General features: G+C 66.9%; 16 protein-coding genes and 2 pseudogenes. 11 read left to right on the top strand and 7 right to left on the bottom strand.

Annotated elements, in window-relative coordinates; all coding sequences use genetic code 11:
* Positions 1-58: 58 nt before the first annotated feature.
* Both HWX62_RS11680 and HWX62_RS11675 read right to left on the bottom strand, forming a co-directional pair.
* Positions 59-361: a DUF4148 domain-containing protein gene (locus HWX62_RS11680; RefSeq protein ID WP_175928424.1), complete on the bottom strand. Its 303-nt coding sequence runs from the start codon at positions 359-361 to the stop codon at positions 59-61.
* Between the two features lie 215 nt (positions 362-576).
* Positions 577-1719 carry a porin gene (locus tag HWX62_RS11675; RefSeq protein ID WP_175928425.1) on the bottom strand — a complete coding sequence of 381 codons (1143 nt, stop codon included), beginning with the start codon at positions 1717-1719 and terminating at the stop codon, positions 577-579.
* A 340-nt stretch (positions 1720-2059) separates the two neighbouring features.
* Between HWX62_RS11675 and codA the strand changes: the two genes are divergently transcribed.
* The 5 genes from codA to HWX62_RS11650 all read left to right on the top strand — a co-directional run bounded on the left by codA (position 2060) and on the right by HWX62_RS11650 (position 7525).
* Positions 2060-3301, top strand: coding sequence for a cytosine deaminase (gene codA, locus HWX62_RS11670; protein ID WP_175928426.1), 1242 nt, complete (start codon positions 2060-2062; stop codon positions 3299-3301).
* A gap of 164 nt (positions 3302-3465) precedes the next feature.
* Positions 3466-4800 (top strand): chloride channel protein, encoded by a 1335-nt coding sequence (locus HWX62_RS11665; RefSeq protein ID WP_175928427.1) that lies wholly within the window; start codon positions 3466-3468, stop codon positions 4798-4800.
* Positions 4801-5076: 276 nt separating this feature from the next.
* The gene (locus tag HWX62_RS11660) at positions 5077-5514 is read left to right on the top strand and encodes an STM2901 family protein (RefSeq protein ID WP_175928428.1); all 438 of its coding nucleotides are present in this window, start codon (positions 5077-5079) and stop codon (positions 5512-5514) included.
* Positions 5507-5854 (top strand): DUF1493 family protein, encoded by a 348-nt coding sequence (locus HWX62_RS11655; protein ID WP_175928429.1) that lies wholly within the window; start codon positions 5507-5509, stop codon positions 5852-5854. Before HWX62_RS11660 ends, HWX62_RS11655 begins: the two co-directional genes overlap by 8 nt.
* A gap of 348 nt (positions 5855-6202) precedes the next feature.
* Complete coding sequence (locus HWX62_RS11650; protein ID WP_175928744.1) at positions 6203-7525, top strand: TIGR00366 family protein; 1323 nt, start codon at positions 6203-6205, stop codon at positions 7523-7525.
* Between the two features lie 63 nt (positions 7526-7588).
* On the opposite strand, the gene HWX62_RS11645 is transcribed toward HWX62_RS11650, so the two are convergent.
* The 4 genes from HWX62_RS11645 to HWX62_RS11630 all read right to left on the bottom strand — a co-directional run bounded on the left by HWX62_RS11645 (position 7589) and on the right by HWX62_RS11630 (position 11665).
* The gene (locus HWX62_RS11645; RefSeq protein ID WP_175985138.1) at positions 7589-8917 is read right to left on the bottom strand and encodes an MFS transporter; all 1329 of its coding nucleotides are present in this window, start codon (positions 8915-8917) and stop codon (positions 7589-7591) included.
* A 194-nt stretch (positions 8918-9111) separates the two neighbouring features.
* Positions 9112-10044 (bottom strand): 3-keto-5-aminohexanoate cleavage protein, encoded by a 933-nt coding sequence (locus HWX62_RS11640; RefSeq protein WP_175928431.1) that lies wholly within the window; start codon positions 10042-10044, stop codon positions 9112-9114.
* A gap of 35 nt (positions 10045-10079) precedes the next feature.
* Positions 10080-10886 (bottom strand): SDR family oxidoreductase, encoded by an 807-nt coding sequence (locus HWX62_RS11635; RefSeq protein WP_175928432.1) that lies wholly within the window; start codon positions 10884-10886, stop codon positions 10080-10082.
* Between the two features lie 68 nt (positions 10887-10954).
* Positions 10955-11665 carry a GntR family transcriptional regulator gene (locus HWX62_RS11630; protein ID WP_175928433.1) on the bottom strand — a complete coding sequence of 237 codons (711 nt, stop codon included), beginning with the start codon at positions 11663-11665 and terminating at the stop codon, positions 10955-10957.
* Between the two features lie 296 nt (positions 11666-11961).
* On the opposite strand from HWX62_RS11630, the gene HWX62_RS11625 reads away from it, so the two are divergent.
* Entirely contained in the window at positions 11962-12414 is a 453-nt protein-coding gene (locus HWX62_RS11625) for a type VI secretion system amidase immunity protein Tai4 (RefSeq protein ID WP_175928434.1), read from the top strand.
* A 57-nt stretch (positions 12415-12471) separates the two neighbouring features.
* On the opposite strand, the gene HWX62_RS11620 is transcribed toward HWX62_RS11625, so the two are convergent.
* On the bottom strand, positions 12472-13263 hold the full coding sequence (locus HWX62_RS11620) for an IclR family transcriptional regulator (RefSeq protein WP_175928435.1): 792 nt from the start codon (positions 13261-13263) through the stop codon (positions 12472-12474).
* A 160-nt stretch (positions 13264-13423) separates the two neighbouring features.
* On the opposite strand from HWX62_RS11620, the gene HWX62_RS11615 reads away from it, so the two are divergent.
* The 5 genes and pseudogenes from HWX62_RS11615 to HWX62_RS11595 all read left to right on the top strand — a co-directional run.
* Complete coding sequence (locus HWX62_RS11615) at positions 13424-14200, top strand: ABC transporter substrate-binding protein (protein WP_175928436.1); 777 nt, start codon at positions 13424-13426, stop codon at positions 14198-14200.
* Positions 14201-14288: 88 nt separating this feature from the next.
* Entirely contained in the window at positions 14289-14945 is a 657-nt protein-coding gene (locus tag HWX62_RS11610) for an amino acid ABC transporter permease (protein WP_175928437.1), read from the top strand.
* On the top strand, positions 14942-15697 hold the full coding sequence (locus tag HWX62_RS11605) for an amino acid ABC transporter ATP-binding protein (protein ID WP_175928438.1): 756 nt from the start codon (positions 14942-14944) through the stop codon (positions 15695-15697). The genes HWX62_RS11610 and HWX62_RS11605 overlap by 4 nt, the downstream gene beginning before the upstream one ends.
* Positions 15694-16344 (top strand): annotated as a pseudogene (locus HWX62_RS11600) (FAD-dependent oxidoreductase); the annotation flags it as partial. The gene HWX62_RS11605 and the pseudogene HWX62_RS11600, both read left to right, overlap by 4 nt.
* Before the next feature lie 5 nt (positions 16345-16349).
* Positions 16350-16693, top strand: a pseudogene (locus tag HWX62_RS11595) (methyl-accepting chemotaxis protein); the annotation flags it as partial.
* Positions 16694-16716: the final 23 nt, after the last annotated feature.

Below are 16716 nucleotides of genomic sequence, written 5' to 3'. Positions count from 1 at the left end.
CAAACGCGACACTTGCGTCGCTCGCCATGCATGCGCGATGCGAGCGACGCGCGCGTCGTTACAATGCGGGCCTGCCCGCCGTGCCCGATTCGGTTGCCGGCTCGCCGGCCGGGCCGTAGGCGGCCTGCGCCGCTTTCCGTTCGGCGAGACGCTTCGCCTGCAGTCGTTCCTGCGCCGCCAGAATGTCCTCCGGATAGTTGCCGACTTCACCGCGCGCCGGGTTGTAGCCGACCGATTCGAGATCGATCAGTTCCTGCAGCACCTGCGCGCGCGTGACGGGCGACTTCGCCTGCTGGGCGAACGACAGGGCCGGTGCGGCAAGCAGGACGGCAGCGGCGGCGGTTACGACGAGCGATTTCACGAGATTCTCCTGAATACGGGGTGGGTGGCCGGATCGGCGCACGACGCGCGGGATCGACCTTCGACGTCAGTCTACGGAGCGCGTCCACGCGCAAACACCCCGATTCCAGGAGGGCTGCTTTCCAGAAGAAACAACATTGGCGCGCTCGCCCGCGGCGGCCGAACCCGTGTGCGAGCACGGGCGCCGTGCATACGGGCGACGTTGCGCGCTGCCGATCAGAACCGCGTGCGCATGCCGATCGTGCCGACGACCTGGTTCGCCGTGCTCGATGCACCGCCCGACGCGTTGATGAACGCCTGGTAGCCGCGGCCGGACGCGTGCTGGACTATCGCTTCCGCGTACAGGTCCGTGCGGCGCGACAGCTTGTAGACGGCCTGCAGGTTCGCCTGATGCCATTTCGGATCGGTGCCGTGCTTGCTGTCGGGATTCGACACGCTGGCGTCCGTATAGACATAGGCCGCGCCGACGCTGACAGCCGGCGTCACCGCATAGCGTACGTTCACGTCGTAGTTGTTGAACGCGATCTGGCCGCTGGAGCCGAACGCGCCCGTGTTGTCGTACTGCGAGCGCGTGTAGACGAAGCCGACGGTCGCCGGGCCGAACACGTAGCTGACGCCGCCGCCGTACGTGCGCATGCGGTCCGAGCCGATCGACCAGCCACCCTGGTTCAAGCTTTTCGCTTCGGCCGAATCGGTCGCGCCGGGGCTCGCGCTCGTCGAGCCCTTCGTGCCGTTCATCTGCAGGTACGCGCCGGCCAGCTTCAGCGGGCCGTTCGTGTAGCTCGCGGCCACGCTGTACGCGCGGTTCGCGCTGAAGTTCGCCGAGTTGGAAAACGCGTACAGCGCGCCGACCTTGAAGCCCGCGATCGTGTCGCTCGTGTACTTGACCGCGTTGTTGATACGCAGCGAGTGGTTCAGGTTGTCGTTGTCGAACGGATGCGCGAAGCCCGTGTCGCCGAAATCGCCGGACGTTGCGGACAGCGGCGCGACGAAGTCGACCATCGTGTCGTACTGGCGGCCGAGCGTCAGCGTGCCGAAGCCGGCGCGGCTCAGGCCGACATACGCGTGACGGCCGAACAGCTTGCCGTCCTGGCCGAGCCCGCCGTTGTTCGCGTTGAAGCCGTTTTCGAGGACGAACAGCGCCTTCAGGCCGCCGCCGAGATCCTCGGTGCCGCGCAGGCCGAAGCGGCTGCCGTTGATCGTGCCGGTCGTCATGCGCCACTGCGACGCGCCGTTCACGTTGTTGGTATAGGCGATGCCGGCGTCGATCAGGCCGTACAGCGTGACCGAGCCTTGCGCGTGGGCGAGTGGCGCGACCAGGGCGGCGGCGCACGCGCCGGCGATCAAGGTTTTTTTCATCGTGAAGCGCTCCTGCGTGTGGGACTGGAAACCAAAGTTCGGCGCAAGTATAGGAATGCGCGGCGCGCGCACGGCCGTCCGGGCCGCGAGCGCACTGTTCCAGATCCGGCAAGAGTCGTTCACAAAACCGACACGACGCGTCGCGTGCGCGCCGGGCAGGCGGTTCTTGCGCGACGGCCGGCTTGTGACTTCCGTCCGACGCGGCCCGGCTGTCGTGTCGATGCAACATGCGCGGCACGTGCGCGCAGAGCCGCTTTTCCTCCATACTGGTCGCCCGGACCGCACGGCCGCCGACGCAGATCGCGCGGCCGTGTCAACGCATACGACAAGAGGCCTCCCCATGAACCTGTTCAACGTACGCCTGCGTGGCCGCGACGGCCTGTTCACGATCGGCATCGATGCCGGCAGGATCGCGCGGATCGATGCGCAGACCGCGCCGGTCGCGCCGACGCACCCCGACGATATCGATGGCGGCGGCCGTCTCGCGATGGCACCGCTCGTCGAGCCGCATATCCACCTCGATGCCGTGCTGACCGCCGGCGAGCCCGCGTGGAACATGAGCGGCACGCTGTTCGAGGGCATCGAGCGCTGGGCCGAGCGCAAGGCGACGATCACGCATGAGGACACGAAAGCGCGCGCGCATGCGGCGATCGGCATGCTGCGCGACCACGGGATCCAGCACGTGCGTACGCACGTCGACGTGACCGATCCAACGCTCGCCGCGCTGAAGGCGATGCTCGAAGTGAAGGACGAGGCGCGCGGGCTGATCGACCTGCAGATCGTCGCGTTCCCGCAGGAGGGGATCGAATCGTTCGACGGCGGCCGTGCGCTGATGGAGCAGGCGATCGAACTCGGCGCGGACGTCGTCGGCGGGATTCCGCATTTCGAGAACACGCGGGAGCAGGGCGTCAGCTCGATCCGCTTCCTGATGGATCTCGCGGAGCGCACGGGCTGCCTCGTCGACGTGCACTGCGACGAGACCGACGATCCGCATTCACGCTTTCTCGAAGTGCTCGCGGAAGAAGCGCGCGTGCGCGGCATGGGCGCACGCGTCACCGCGAGCCACACGACCGCGATGGGTTCGTACGACAACGCATACTGCTCGAAACTGTTCCGGCTGCTGAAGCGGGCCGGACTGAACTTCATCTCGTGCCCGACCGAGAGCATCCACCTGCAAGGGCGCTTCGACACGTTTCCGAAGCGGCGCGGCGTCACGCGCGTCGCGGAACTCGACCGGGCCGGGCTCAACGTGTGCTTCGGGCAGGACTCGATCAAGGATCCGTGGTATCCGCTCGGCAACGGCAACATCCTGCGCGTGCTCGATGCCGGCCTCCATATCTGCCACATGATGGGCTACCAGGATCTGCAGCGCTGCCTCGACTTCGTGACCGATCACAGCGCGACCGCGATGCATCTCGGCGACGCGTACGGCATGGCGGTCGGGCGTCCGGCCAATCTCGTCGTGCTCGACGCGGACAGCGACTACGAAGCCGTGCGCCGTCAGGCGAAGGCCACGCTGTCGGTGCGCCACGGGAAGGTCATCATGCGGCGCGAACCGGAGCGCATCACGTATCCGGATTGACGCGCCGGCGGCCCGTTGCGGGCCGCCGGGCTTCATGTATTCATCAAATGCATGAGTCGATTCGAAAAATACGTTTGTCTCATGATGGGCGCACGCCTACGATGCGGTCCTGACGACGGCGCGCACGGTGCGCGCCGTCTTTTCGATTCCCGTTCGCCGACCCCATGCGCCCCGATCTTCCGTCCGCACCCGCCTCTTCTTCGCCGACCGCCAGCCCGTTCGCACGGATGGCCGTCGTCACGGTCCTGACCGGTATCGGGGCGGGGCTCGGCGGCATGCTGCTTGCGTTGCTGCTGCATGCGATCCAGCACGTCGCATACGGCTACAGCCTCTCGCACGTGATCGGCTCCGAGAGCTTCCTCAGCGGCGTGACCGCGGCCGAGCCGCTGCGCCGGTTCGCGGTGCTGGTCGTGTGCGGGATCGTCGCCGGCGGCGGCTGGTGGGCGCTTTACCGGTACGGCCGGCCGCTCGTCAGCATCCGGCGCGCGGTGCGCGCGGCCGACCCGCGGATGCCGTTCGTCAGCACGACGATTCATGCGCTGCTGCAGATCGTTACCGTCGCGCTCGGCTCGCCGCTCGGCCGCGAGGTCGCGCCGCGCGAGATCGGTTCGCTGCTCGCCGGACGGCTCGCCCACGCGGCGCGGCTCACGCCCGACGACTGCCGGCTGATGGTCGCGTGCGGCGCCGGCGCGGGGCTCGCGGCCGTCTATAACGTGCCGCTCGGCGGCGCGATCTTCGTGCTCGAGGTGCTGCTCGGCACGTTCGAACTGCGCGCGCTGATCGTGGCGGTCGTGACGTCCGCGATCGCGGCGATCGTCGCGTGGCTCGGTCTCGGCAACGAGCACCAGTACACGGTGCCGGCGTTCGTGCCGAGCACGCCGCTGGTTGCATGGTCGATCGTCTGCGGGCCGCTGTTCGGCTTCGCCGCGTACGGGTTCGTGCGGCTCACGACCCGCGCGCGGGCGAGCGCGCCGAAGGACGGGCGGCTGCCGGTGTTCGCGGTGCTCAACTTCGCCGTGATCGGCGTACTGGCGATGCGGTTTCCGCAATTGCTCGGCAACGGCAAGGGCCCGGCGTCGCTGGGTTTCGACGGCACGCTGACGATCGGCCTCGCTGCGGTGCTGCTCGCGCTGAAGGTGCTGATCGAGGCCGGCAGCTTGCGGGCCGGTGCGGAAGGCGGGCTGCTGACGCCGGGCCTCGCGAACGGCGCGCTGCTCGGTGTCGTGCTCGGCGGGTTGTGGAGCGTCGCGTGGCCGGGCGCATCGCTCGGCGGATGCGCGCTGATCGGGGCGACCGCGTTTCTCGCCGCGTCGATGCAGATGCCGATCACCGCGGTCGTGTTGATGCTCGAATTCACGCGCGCGAATCACGACAGTCTCGTGCCGATGCTGCTGGCCGTGGCGGGGTCGCTCGTTGCGTACCGGTTCGCGCAGCGGCTGGCGGAGCGAAGGGAGAGTGAGGTTGCGACCGTGAGCACGTCGGCGACGACGGTGCGTTGATATGCAAGAGTGGCCGGAAGGTGGGTAATCCACTGAAAATTGACACTCTGTATCTGTTCAGATGTATGTCGCTGCCGTGGCGCATTCGTCCGCAACAAGGAGGCTGCGACAGCCAGAAGTGCAAGCCGCACGGTACTTCACAGGAACTGCACAAGATCCATCAATCGCATCCGGACGCAGTCTTGTCGCGGCGATCTACCGGTGAGTCCGTTGTTTCGCCTGTGCCACCCGCGTTAGCCTTTTCTGCTCGTTCAAATTCAAACCACCTGAGAGAAAATGGCGAACACGTACAGATACGGCATTCACGAGGGCTTGAGCCGCGAAGCATTGTTCTTTTTGATCTTTATCGAAGAAACCGGCAAGGCATTGGGGGTAGATGACGCAGTTGGTATCGCGATGGTACTGTTGGGCCAGCGCTTTATCCCGACGAGAGGGAAATTCGCGAACGCGGTCAAGGGCACGTCCATCGCGTCCGTCGTTTCGCGTCGGCTGCTGCCATACGAATTGAAGCACCGGATTTTGCCGACTGTTACATCGTTCACGAGCCTTATTATGTTGCGCATCAGGTTTACCCAGAATATCGGCGCGTTCGTGGGGCGGGCGATTCCTGGAGTAGGTTGGGTGATCCTTGCTACGGATGTCTCGTTGATCACCTATCGTACGGTGGGCACATACAACAGCATCGCGAGGCCCGAGGATCGCTTGTATGGCTGACACGTGGCAACGCCTCGAAGCGTTCATCGCGACCGACGTCGCCAATCGCCCGATCGATCGCATCGAACTGTCGCGGGACACGGATCTTCATCACGATCTCGACCTCGAACCGAACGACATCGACAGAATCATCCGGCAGTGGGCCGCGATATTCAGCGTCGATTTGTCGGCGTTCGACCTTCACTATTACTATCCGTCCGCGAAGCTCCGCATCGGTTCGTTTCTCGCGACGGTCGTCAAATCCCCGTTCAGCACGAACGCGCGCGAGACGCTGGGCGGTCGGTCACTGACACTCGGCATGATGGAAGAAGCGATGGAGCGCGGACGCTGGGAGCCTTGATTCGCCGGCCCGGCGAGAGTCGCGAGACCCACGACGAGACGACTATCGCCGCATGAAGCGCCCGCCTGATTCGCAGTCAGGCGGGCGCTTTTGCATGTGTGCGTCCTTCCTTCATGAATTCCAGTCTGTAACGACCCGCTTCATTGGCATTCGTCGCTCGGTCGCCCTGCATTCGGAGCCGATCACGACCATGTGATGGATTCGACCGCCCGCCGAAGTCGACCGACCCGATTCCCGGCAGGGACATCAACGCAAGCAATACGGTTCTGTGCAAGAATCCGCGCGTTTCCGCGCCTCAACTAACAACGATACGCGCGGATGTCCCTATCAGGAAACGAGGAGCTCAAGTTGATCCAGCGCATTTCCCGCTTCTTCACGCAGGTGGTTCACCGCGTGTTGCCCGACCCGTTGATTTTCGCGATCCTGCTGACGATCGTCACGTTCGCGCTCGCATTCGGCCTCACGCCGAATACGCCCGTGCAACTCACCACGATGTGGGGTTCGGGCTTCTGGAACCTGCTCGCGTTCTCGATGCAGATGGTCATGATTCTCGTCACGGGCCACGCGCTGGCGAGCTCGCCGCCCGTGCGGCGCCTGCTCGTCGCGCTCGCGAGCACCGCGCGCACGCCCGGTCAGGGCGTGATGCTGGTCGCGTTCGTCGGCGCGCTGGCGTGCGCGATCAACTGGGGCTTCGGCCTCGTGCTCGGCGCGATGCTGGCGCGCGAAGTGGCGCGCCGTGTGGCCGGCAGCGACTACCGGCTGCTGGTCGCATCCGCCTACATGGGCTTCCTGAGCTGGCACGGCGGGCTGTCGGGTTCGATCCCGCTCGTCGCGGCCACGAAGGGCAATCCGATGGAAAAGACCATCGGGCTGATTCCGGTGTCCGACACGATCTTCACCGGCTACAACGCGTTCGTCACGATCGGGTTGATCGTGATGCTGCCGTTTCTCGCGCGGATGATGATGCCGAAGCCGGGCGACGTCGTCAGCGTCGATCCCGCGCTGCTCGCCGAGCCGCCGAGCGTCGAGCGCAAGCTCGGGCCCGACGCGACCTTCGCGGAGCGGCTGGAGGAGAGCCGCGTGCTGTCGATCTTCGTCGCGGCGCTGTGCGCGGCGTTCCTCGTGCTGCGTTTCATCCAGAAGGGCTTCGCGCTCGACATCGACACGGTGAACCTCGCGTTTCTCGCGGCCGGCATCCTGCTGCACCGTACGCCGATGGCCTACGCACGCGCGGTGGCCAGCGCGGCGCGCGGCGCGTCCGGCATCATGATCCAGTTTCCGTTCTACGCGGGCATCCAGGCGTTGATGGATCACTCGGGGCTCGCGGGCGTGATCACGAAGTGGTTCGTCGATATCGCGAACGTGCACACGTTCCCGCTGCTCGCGTTCCTGAGTTCGGCCGTGATCAATTTCGCGGTGCCGTCGGGCGGCGGCCACTGGGTCGTCCAAGGGCCGTTCGTGATGCCGGCCGCGCAGGCGCTCGGCGCGGATCTCGGCAAGGCGGCCATGGCGATCGCGTACGGCGAGGCGTGGACCAACATGGCGCAGCCGTTCTGGGCGCTGCCCGCGCTGGCGATCGCGGGGCTCGGCGTGCGCGACATCATGGGGTATTGCGTGACGACGCTGCTGTTCTCCGGCGTGGTGTTCGTCGCGGGGATGTATCTGTTCTGACGGGCCGAGGCGGGATGCGAGCGAGGCGGGCCCGCATCCCGCCAGCTCGAATTTCGCCTGCCTTCAGCCGCGCAATCGCACGTCGGCGCGCTCGTGCCCGTGACGCAACGCGAGGCTCGCGAACGCCGCGACGACGAGCGCGGCCGCCAGCAGCGTCAGCCCGTTCTTCGCGTTGCCGGTCGCCTGTTCGATCGCGCCGACGACGGTCGGCCCGACGAAGCCGCCGAGCAACCCGCACGTATTCACGAGCCCGAGCCCGCCGGCGAGCGCGCTGCCCGTGAGCCGCGACGCCGGGAACGTGAACACGATCGACTGGACGACGAAGAACATCGACGCGGCCACGCACACGCAGAGCAGCCCCGCGAACGGCGACGCATGCGCGGCGCCGACCATCCCGGCCGCCATGACGACGAGCCCCGCGCACAGCATCCGGCGCGAATGACGCGACTCGCGCGCGAAGCGCGGCAGCGTCCCGGCGCCCAGCGCGGCGGCGAGCCACGGCAGCGACGTCAGCAACCCGACCGCGAGCGGCGAGAGCCGCCCCGACGCGCCGATGATGCCCGGCAGGAAGAAGATCACCGTGTAGATGGTCAACTGGTGGCAGAAGTACACGAAGATCGCCAGCCAGATCTGCGGATCGCGCAGCGCGGCGCCGAACGCATGGCCCCCATGCGCGGCGACGCCCGCGTCCTGTTCGGCGGCCAGCTTGCGCTCGAGCGCGCGGCCGGTGTCCGGTGCGAGCCACGGCGCGGCGCTCGGACGGTCCGGCAATCGCGTCCACACGACGAACGCGAGGAAGATCGCCGGCACGCCTTCGACGACGAACAGCCATTGCCAGCCATGAAAGCCGAGCGTGCCGTCGAGCTCGATCAGCGCGCCGGCCAGCGGCCCGCCGACGATGTTGGCGATGCACACGCCGAGCAGGAAATAGCCGGTGGCGCGCGCACGCTCCTCGCGGCCGAACCAGTACGTCAGATACAGCATCACGCCGGGAAACAGGCCGGCTTCGGCCACGCCGAGCAGCAGGCGCATCACGTAGAACGACGTCTCGCCGCGGACGAACGCCATCGCGACCGACAGCGCGCCCCACGTGATCATGATCCGCGTGATCCAGAAGCGCGCGCCGACGCGATGCATGATCAGGTTGCTCGGAATCTCGAAGAGCGCGTAGGTCAGGAAGAACAGCCCCGCGCCGAGGCCGTACGCGGCCGACGAAATGCCGAGATCGACGCCCATCGAATGTTTGGCGAACGCGATGTTGGTGCGGTCGAGAAAACTGATCACATACGCGGCGATCAGCAGCGGCATGAGTTTGCGGAACAGCAGCCGGTTCAGCGACGCGTTCGCGTCGCCGGCGGCGGAGGGCAATGCCTGAGCGTGATGAGTGAACATGCGGACGACTCCGGTAAAGGCGAACCGGCGCGCACGGCAAGCACGGTGCGCCGCGTTCGGCAAATGCCGCTGCGGTGCACGCAGCGGATGGGCAGACGACGGAGCCGCGCCGGCGGCGCTCGAACGGAGCGGGGCGATGAAAGGCGCCTTGTCACTGCGCTTGCGGATACGGGGGTCGGGCGACGGCCCGGCGATCAGAAATTCACCGCGTCGCCACCCTTGAGTGCGAGCATCGCGCGCGCGTCGGCCGGCGTCGCGATCTCGAGCGACAGGCCTTCGAGCACCTGGCGCATTTTCAGGACCTGCGCGGCGCTCGATTCCGCGAGCTTGCCGGGCGCGATCCACAGCGAATCCTCGAGCCCGACGCGCACGTTCGCGCCTTGCGCGGCGCCGATCGTCGCAAGCGGAATCTGGTTGCGCCCGGCGCCGAGGATCGACCACACGTAGTCGCTGCCGAACAGGCGGTCGGCCGTGCGGCGCATGTGCATCAGGTCTTCCGGATGCGCGCCGATTCCGCCGAGCAGGCCGAACACGCTTTGCACGAAGAACGGCGGCTTCGCGAGCCCGCGGTCGACGAAGTGCGCGAGGTTGTACAGATGCGAGATGTCGTAGCACTCGAATTCGAACCGCGTGCCGTTCGCGCCGCAGCGCGTGAGGATCGTCTCGATGTCCGCGAACGTGTTCTTGAACACGAGATCGCGGCTTTTCTCGAGATGCTCGCGTTCCCACGGATGTTTCAGCTCGCGGAAGCGCTCGAGCATCGGGTACAGCCCGAAGTTCATCGAGCCCATGTTCAACGACGCGACCTCGGGCTGGAAATGCAGCGCGGGCTGCAGCCGTTCGTCGACCGTCATGTGCGGGCTGCCGCCCGACGTGAGATTGATCACCGCGTCGGTCTGCGCCTTGATGCGCGGCAGGAATTCGGCGAACACCGCCGGGTCCTGCGTCGGTTTGCCGTCCGACGGGTTGCGTGCGTGCAGGTGCAGGATCGCCGCGCCGGCCTGCGCGGCCGCGACCGCGGCCGTTTCGATTTCGTGCGGCGTGACGGGCAGGTACGGCGACATCGACGGCGTATGGATCGCGCCGGTCGGCGCGCAGGTGATGATGACTTTGCGAGCGTTTGCCACGGATGGATTCCTTTCGATGAACGATGCAGGAGGCGTCAGAGCACTTCGACGTTGCCGCAGACGGAGATCGCCTGCCCGGTGATGCCATGCCCGCCCGGCGAGCACAGGAACAGCGCGGTCGCGGCGATCTCCGCCGGATCGGTCATGCGCCGCAGCGAGATCTTCTCGAGATAGCGCTGCTCCATTTGGTCGTGGCCGATGCCGAGCTGCTGCGCGCGCGCCTCGATCACGCGGCGCATTCGCGGGCCGCGCACGATGCCGGGCTGGATCGCGTTCACGCGGATGCCGTGCGGCCCCAGCTCGATCGCGAGGCTTTTCACGAGGCCGACCACTGCCCATTTGGTGGCCGCATACGGCGTGCGGAACGCGTAGCCGAGCCGGCCGGCGACCGACGACAGCGCGATGATCGCGCCGCCGTGCTTCGACTCGCGCAGCAACGGCACCGCGCGGCGCGCGAACTGGAATTGCGCGTTCAGGTTGATCGCGACGGTTTGCTCCCACTGCACGGGGTCGATCTCGTCGATGCCGCCGGTCGGGCCGGCGATGCCCGCGTTGTTGACCAGCACGTCGAGGCCGCCGAGCGTGGTCGACACGTCGGCGAACACGCGTTCGACGGCGGCCGGGTCGGATACGTCGGCCAGCGTCGCGCCGATCGCGCCGGCCGCGGCGCGCGGCGGCCGGTCGGCGAGCGCCGCGATCGCGGCTGGCGACGCATCGCACACGTGCACACGCGCGCCGCATTCGGCGAACGCGTCCGCGATTTCGAGGCCGATGCCCGACGCGCCGCCCGTCACGAGGACGCGCAGGCCGTCATAGGGTTTCAGCAGGTCGGAAGCTGTCATGCCGGGTTGTCTCCATCGTTGGTGTAGTTGCGGCCGCTCGCGTGTCGGGCGGCCGCGGCAGGCGACCGCTACGGCTTCGCGTTCACGGTCCGCGGCGTCTGCTCGGCCCGCAGCGTCTCGGCGAGATCGTGCGCGGCGCCGCCGATGTCGAGCGCGATGCCGGCCCGCACGCCCGCGCCGTCGCGCCGTTCGAGCGCATCGACGATCGCGCGGTGCGCATCCATCGAGCGCCGCATGTGCGGGATGTCGAGCGCGACCATGTTGAGGAACGGGCCGACGCGCATCCACAGGTTCTCGACGATCGCGAGCGTGCTTTCGCTGGCGCCGTGCGCGTAGATCGCGCTGTGGAACGCGAAATTGCTTTGCAGGTAGGCGCGCGAGCGGCCGGCTTCGACGTGGGCCTGCATCGTCTCGCAGGTCTTGCGCACCGCCGCGATCTGCGCGTCGGTCATCCGAGCGCACGCGCGCTCGGCGATGCAGCCTTCGAGCGCGATGCGCACGTCGCGCAGTTCGTCGAGCATGTCGAGCGTCATCGGCGGGACGACGAGCGCGCGGTTCGGGCCGTCGACCAGTGCGCGTTCGGCGCGCAGCCGCGTGAGCGCGGCACGCACCGGCATCGTCGACGAGCCGACTGCCTCGGCGACGCTGCGCAGGCTCAGCGCCTGGCCAGGCGCGAAGCGGCCGCTCATCAGCGCTTCGCGCAGTTGCTGGTAGACCTTGTCTCCCATCGTTTCCTGTTCGATGGCTTTCAGTGCGGGCGGGACGATACGGGGCGGCAAGGCGGGGTCTCCTGGGTTTGATCTGCGATCTGTGATCACACTGTAGATATGCGAAGTTTTGTCGATCGGCGCGGCGGAGTCAAGGCGAACGGGATCGGGGAAAACGAGGGGTTGGGTGGGGCGAAGAGGCTGCGCGCGACAGTCGGCAATACTTTTCCGCGTTGGGAGTTGATCCGATTCTCGCGCCACGGCGGGGGGATGGCGATCGAGGCGAGCATCCAGCGTCACGACCATTGTTACTTCAACGAACCAGGCGCGCGGTATCGTACCGATCGCGCAAATTTTTGGAGCCTGTCATGAGGGGAGTCTGGATCGCCGCCATGTTGATGTGCATCGCGCTTCAACCGGCGAGGGTCGTGGCGAAGGACTCCGCACAAACCTCGCCCGAGGCCGGTTCACGAACTTACCTCCAGAACTTCAAGGACATGGTGCTCGCGGAGTGCCTGGCTACCGCTTGCAAGCCTGAGTCCGGCGCGAGCAAGGACATAGGCAGCAGCATCAGCGCTTTGCGCGACTGGACCTACTACGACATGGAACGTGCGCCGGACGTCATTCACGCGCTGGTCGCGAAGTATCTGGCTCGCGACTATCGGAATCCGGTTGTCGAACCGGAGGTCAGGGACGTGAAGTTCGACTTCCTGAAGTGCATCGATCTGTATCACGGCAAGGAACTGGACGCTGCAGCGAAGCAACTCGTATCGCGCCCGAACCGTACCTACCGGAGCGAGCATGCGTCGAAGCCGCGGTAGCGGTCAAACGCCGTTGCGCCATGCAACGGCGTACCACCGCCTTCCGTTTCGCTGCCGCTATTCAAGCGTCCGGATCGAATTGCTGATCCCGCGCGCGCAGTCGATCACAGCCGGCGCGAGCTTGCGGCGTGCATCGTCGAACGTCCAGCGGCTCGTCGGCGCGACCACGTGCACGGCCGCGACCGGCTGCCCCTGGCTGCCGAGCACGGGCGCCGCGATCGACATGTCGCCGATGAACAGCTCCTCCTGATTGGTCGCGTAGCCTTCGCGCCGCGCGCCGTCGAGCAACGCGACGAGATCGTCGAGCGCCGTGACCGTGCGCGGCGTATGCGGCGTGCGCGCCATGCCGTCGAGCCGCACACGCGCTTCTTCCGGCGGCAACGCGCTCAGGAACGCGCGGCCGCTGCCGGTGCAGTACATCGGGATACGGCTGCCGATCGGCATGTGGATCGGCACGAACTTCGTCGACACGAAACGCGCGACGTACACCATTTCATCTTCGTCCGGCTCGGTGAGGTTGGTGGTTTCGCCGGTCAGGTTCGTGAGCTCGGACAGGAACGGATTCGCGACGTCGATCAACGTATCGGCCGCGAGATAGTTGAAGCCGATCCGCATCACGTGCGGCGTGAGCTGATAACGCCGCGTGACCGGATGCTTGCGGATGTAGCCGAGCTTCTCGAGCGTATAGACCATCCGCTGCGCGGAGCTTTTCGTCATGCCCGCCGCATCCGCCACTTCCGCCAGCGTCATCGTGCGGCGCTTCGCGCTGAACGCGCGCAGCACGTTCAGCCCTTTTTCCAGCGACTGGTTGAACAGCAGGTCGTTTGCTTGGTCGGACGACGTTTCCATGGCGAGGGGCGCGATCGATTCGATATCGAATCATATCGTATCGAATATCGATACGCAAAAATCTATTTGCGATGTTTTTGATTCGTTTTAAGATCGAGCCATCGTCGCAGTGTCGATCAGCGACCGGCCGGCGCACCGGGTTATTCGAGAAGGAGACGTCATGGTTTCGTTCATCAAGCGGTTCGGCGCACTGGCCGCCGGTTTCGCCACCTGTATCGCCCTGTCCGCCGCATCGGCGGGCGCCGGTGCAGCCGAGCCGACGCTGAAGGTCGGCGCGACGGCCACCGGCGTGCCGTTCACGTTTCTCGACGTCAAGAGCAATTCGATCCAGGGGATGATGGTCGATGCGATCACCGCGGCCGGAAAGTCGGCCGGGTTTCGCGTCGACGTGCAGCAGACCGTGTTCTCGGCGCTGATCCCGTCGCTCACCACGCAGAAGATCGACATCATCTCGGCCGCGATGCTGAAGACGCCGGCGCGCCAGCAGGTCGTCGATTTCTCCGACACCGTCTACACGTTCGGCGAGGGCCTGATCGTGAAGGCCGACGATCCGGGCCGCTATACGTCGATGGACGATTTCAAGGGGCAGGTGGTCGGCGCGCAGGTCGGCACGGCATTCGTCGATGCGCTCAACAAGAAGGGCATCTTCAAGGAAGTCCGGACCTACGATTCGATCGCCGACATCATGCGCGACGTCGCGCTCGGGCGCATCAAGGCCGGCTTCGCCGACCAGCCGATCGTCGCGTACCAGATCGAGCACGGCGTCAATCGCCAGGTGCGGCTCGTGCCCGAATACCAGAGCGTCGTGAAAGGGCAGGTGTGCTTCATCGTGCGCAAGGGGGACAACGCGACACTCGAACAGCTCAACGGCGCGATTCGCAAGATGAAGAGCGACGGCACGCTGCAGCAGATCCTGCAGAAGTGGCACATGAGCTGAGCGTCGGCATTCGCTTCCTGACCGGTTTCGCCCGCGCGTCGCGGGCATCCGCGGCGGCGCGCGGTCCGGCCGTCGCATAGGAGACCTCATGTTTTTCCAGAACGCGATCGATTTCCTGCCGATCCTGTTGAAGGGCGCGGTGGTCACGGTCGAGATCACCGCGTGCGCGTTCGTGCTCAGTTCGGTGCTCGGGCTGATCCTCGCGCTGCTGAAGGTGTCGCGCAATCGTGCCGTATCGACGGCCGGCAGCACGATCGTCAACGTGATCCGCGGGCTGCCGATCATCGTGCAGCTGTTCTACATGTACTTCGTGCTGCCCGATCTCGGCGTGCAACTGTCGGCGTTCCAGGCCGGCGTGCTCGGCCTCGGCATCGCATATTCGGCGTATCAGGCCGAGAACTTCCGCGCCGGCATCGAGGCGATCGACCGCGGCCAGATCGAAGCCGCACAGGCAATCGGCATGCGCGGCCCGATGATCATGCGGCGCGTGGTGCTGCCGCAGGCGTTTCGCATCGCGCTGCCGCCGTACGGCAACACGCTCGTGATGCTGCTGAAGGATTCGTCGGTCGCGTCGACCATCACGGTCGCGGAAATCACGCGCGCCGGCCAGTTGATCGCGTCGTCGACGTTCCAGAACATGAGCGTCTACACGCTCGTCGCGCTGCTGTATCTCGCGCTCGGCCTGCCGCTGATGTTCGGCGTGAACCGGCTCGGCAAGCGGCTCGCACCGAGGAGGGGCGCATGATCCGGATCGAGTCGATACATAAACGGTTTCAGCAGCACGCGGTGCTCAAGGGTGTGAGCCTCGACGTGCAACAGGGGGAGGTCGTGTGCCTGATCGGCCCGTCCGGTTCCGGCAAGTCGACGGTGCTGCGCTGTATCAACGGCTTCGAGACCTACGACGAAGGCTCGATCACGATCGACGGCGTGAAGGTGGACGCGCATTCGAAGCGGATCCACGAGCTGCGCATGCGGGTCGGCATGGTGTTCCAGCGCTTCAACCTGTTCGCGCATCGCACGGCGCTCGAGAACGTGATGGAAGGGCCCGTGCACGTGCGGCGCATGCCGGCCGCGCAAGCGCGCGAGCAGGCCGCCGCGCTGCTCGACAAGGTCGGGCTCGCGCATCGGATGCATGCGTACCCGTCGGAGCTGTCGGGCGGGCAGCAGCAGCGCGTCGCGATCGCGCGCGCGCTCGCGATGGAGCCGCAGGCGATCCTGTTCGACGAGCCGACCTCGGCGCTCGACCCCGAGCTCGTCGGCGAAGTGCTCGGCGTGATGCGCGCGCTCGCCCGCGACGGGATGACCATGGTGGTCGTCACGCACGAAATGGCGTTCGCCCGCGAGGTGGCCGATCGCGTGTGCTTCCTGCACGACGGCACCATCTGCGAAAGCGGACCGGCGCGCGCCGTGCTCACGCAGCCGACGCACCCTCGCACGCAGGAATTCCTGCGTCGCCTGCTGGCGTCGGATAGCGCCGATACCCCGGATCGACCATGAGCGCAACGAACGCGGCACCCGGATGGCCCGATTCGCCGTGGCCCGACTCGCTGTGGGCGGCAACCGCCGCCCCGGCGCCCGATACGCCCGCGCTCGACGCGTCGGTGTCGTGCGACGTGGCGATCGTCGGCGCCGGCTTCACGGGCCTGTCGACTGCACTTCACCTGGCCGAGCGCGGCGTGAACGTCCGCGTGATCGACGGCGCGCAGCCGGGCTGGGGCGCATCGGGCCGTAACGGCGGTCAAGTGATCCCCGGGCTGAAATACGACCCCGACGAACTGGTCCGCCGGTTCGGCGACGAGGCGGGCGAGCAGCTTGCCGGCATCGTCGGCGGCGCGGCCGATACCGTGTTCGACCTGATCGCGCGGCACGCGATCGACTGCGATGCGCGTCGCAGCGGCTGGATTCAGCCGGCACCGACCGCCGCGATGCTCGACACGGTCGCACGCCGCGCGCAGCAATGGGCCGCGCGCGGCGCGCCGGTCGACGTGCTGAGCCGCGACGACGTCGCCCGACGGCTCGGCACGCCGGCGTATGCGGGCGGCTGGATCGATCGCCGCGCCGGCAGCGTGCAGCCGCTCAGCTATACGCGCGGCCTCGTGCGTGCCGCGCAGACGAGCGGGGCGGTCGTACACGGGTTGACCCGCGCCGTCGGGCTGACGCGCGCCGACGGGCGCTGGCGGATCGCGACGTCCGGCGGCGCGACGCTGTCGGCCGAGCGCGTCGGCCGGGTCCGGGCAGGTGCGCCAGGCGGGCGACACGATGCGCGAGATCGTGTCCAACGTGTCGAACGTGACGACCATCATCTCCGAGATCACGCACGCGGCGAACGAGCAGACGCGCGGCATCCAGGAAGTGAACCGCGCGGTCACGCAGCTCGACGAAATGGTGCAGCAGAACGCGGCGCTCGTCGAACAGTCGACCGCGGCGGCCACCGCGCTGCAGTCGCAGGCGAACGCGCTGGCGACGACGGTCGGGCAGTTCAAGGTCGCCTGAGCGGCCGGCAGCCGGCGGCCCGC

The sequence above is a fragment of the Burkholderia sp. BCC0506 genome (genome assembly GCF_902833145.1).
Lineage (GTDB): Bacteria > Pseudomonadota > Gammaproteobacteria > Burkholderiales > Burkholderiaceae > Burkholderia.
The sequence above is the reverse complement of the archived record's forward strand: the minus strand, read 5'-3'. Positions and strand labels throughout refer to the sequence as shown.

Coding starts and splice junctions, on each gene's coding strand:
- HWX62_RS11675 (WP_175928425.1), bottom strand. CDS start 1,719: ATGAAAAAAACCTTGATCGCCGGCGCGTGCGCCGCCGCCCTGGTCGCG.
- codA (WP_175928426.1), top strand. CDS start 2,060: ATGAACCTGTTCAACGTACGCCTGCGTGGCCGCGACGGCCTGTTCACG.
- HWX62_RS11665 (WP_175928427.1), top strand. CDS start 3,466: ATGCGCCCCGATCTTCCGTCCGCACCCGCCTCTTCTTCGCCGACCGCC.
- HWX62_RS11660 (WP_175928428.1), top strand. CDS start 5,077: ATGGCGAACACGTACAGATACGGCATTCACGAGGGCTTGAGCCGCGAA.
- HWX62_RS11655 (WP_175928429.1), top strand. CDS start 5,507: ATGGCTGACACGTGGCAACGCCTCGAAGCGTTCATCGCGACCGACGTC.
- HWX62_RS11645 (WP_175985138.1), bottom strand. CDS start 8,917: ATGTTCACTCATCACGCTCAGGCATTGCCCTCCGCCGCCGGCGACGCG.
- HWX62_RS11635 (WP_175928432.1), bottom strand. CDS start 10,886: ATGACAGCTTCCGACCTGCTGAAACCCTATGACGGCCTGCGCGTCCTC.
- HWX62_RS11625 (WP_175928434.1), top strand. CDS start 11,962: ATGAGGGGAGTCTGGATCGCCGCCATGTTGATGTGCATCGCGCTTCAA.
- HWX62_RS11620 (WP_175928435.1), bottom strand. CDS start 13,263: ATGGAAACGTCGTCCGACCAAGCAAACGACCTGCTGTTCAACCAGTCG.
- HWX62_RS11615 (WP_175928436.1), top strand. CDS start 13,424: ATGGTTTCGTTCATCAAGCGGTTCGGCGCACTGGCCGCCGGTTTCGCC.
- HWX62_RS11610 (WP_175928437.1), top strand. CDS start 14,289: ATGTTTTTCCAGAACGCGATCGATTTCCTGCCGATCCTGTTGAAGGGC.
- HWX62_RS11605 (WP_175928438.1), top strand. CDS start 14,942: ATGATCCGGATCGAGTCGATACATAAACGGTTTCAGCAGCACGCGGTG.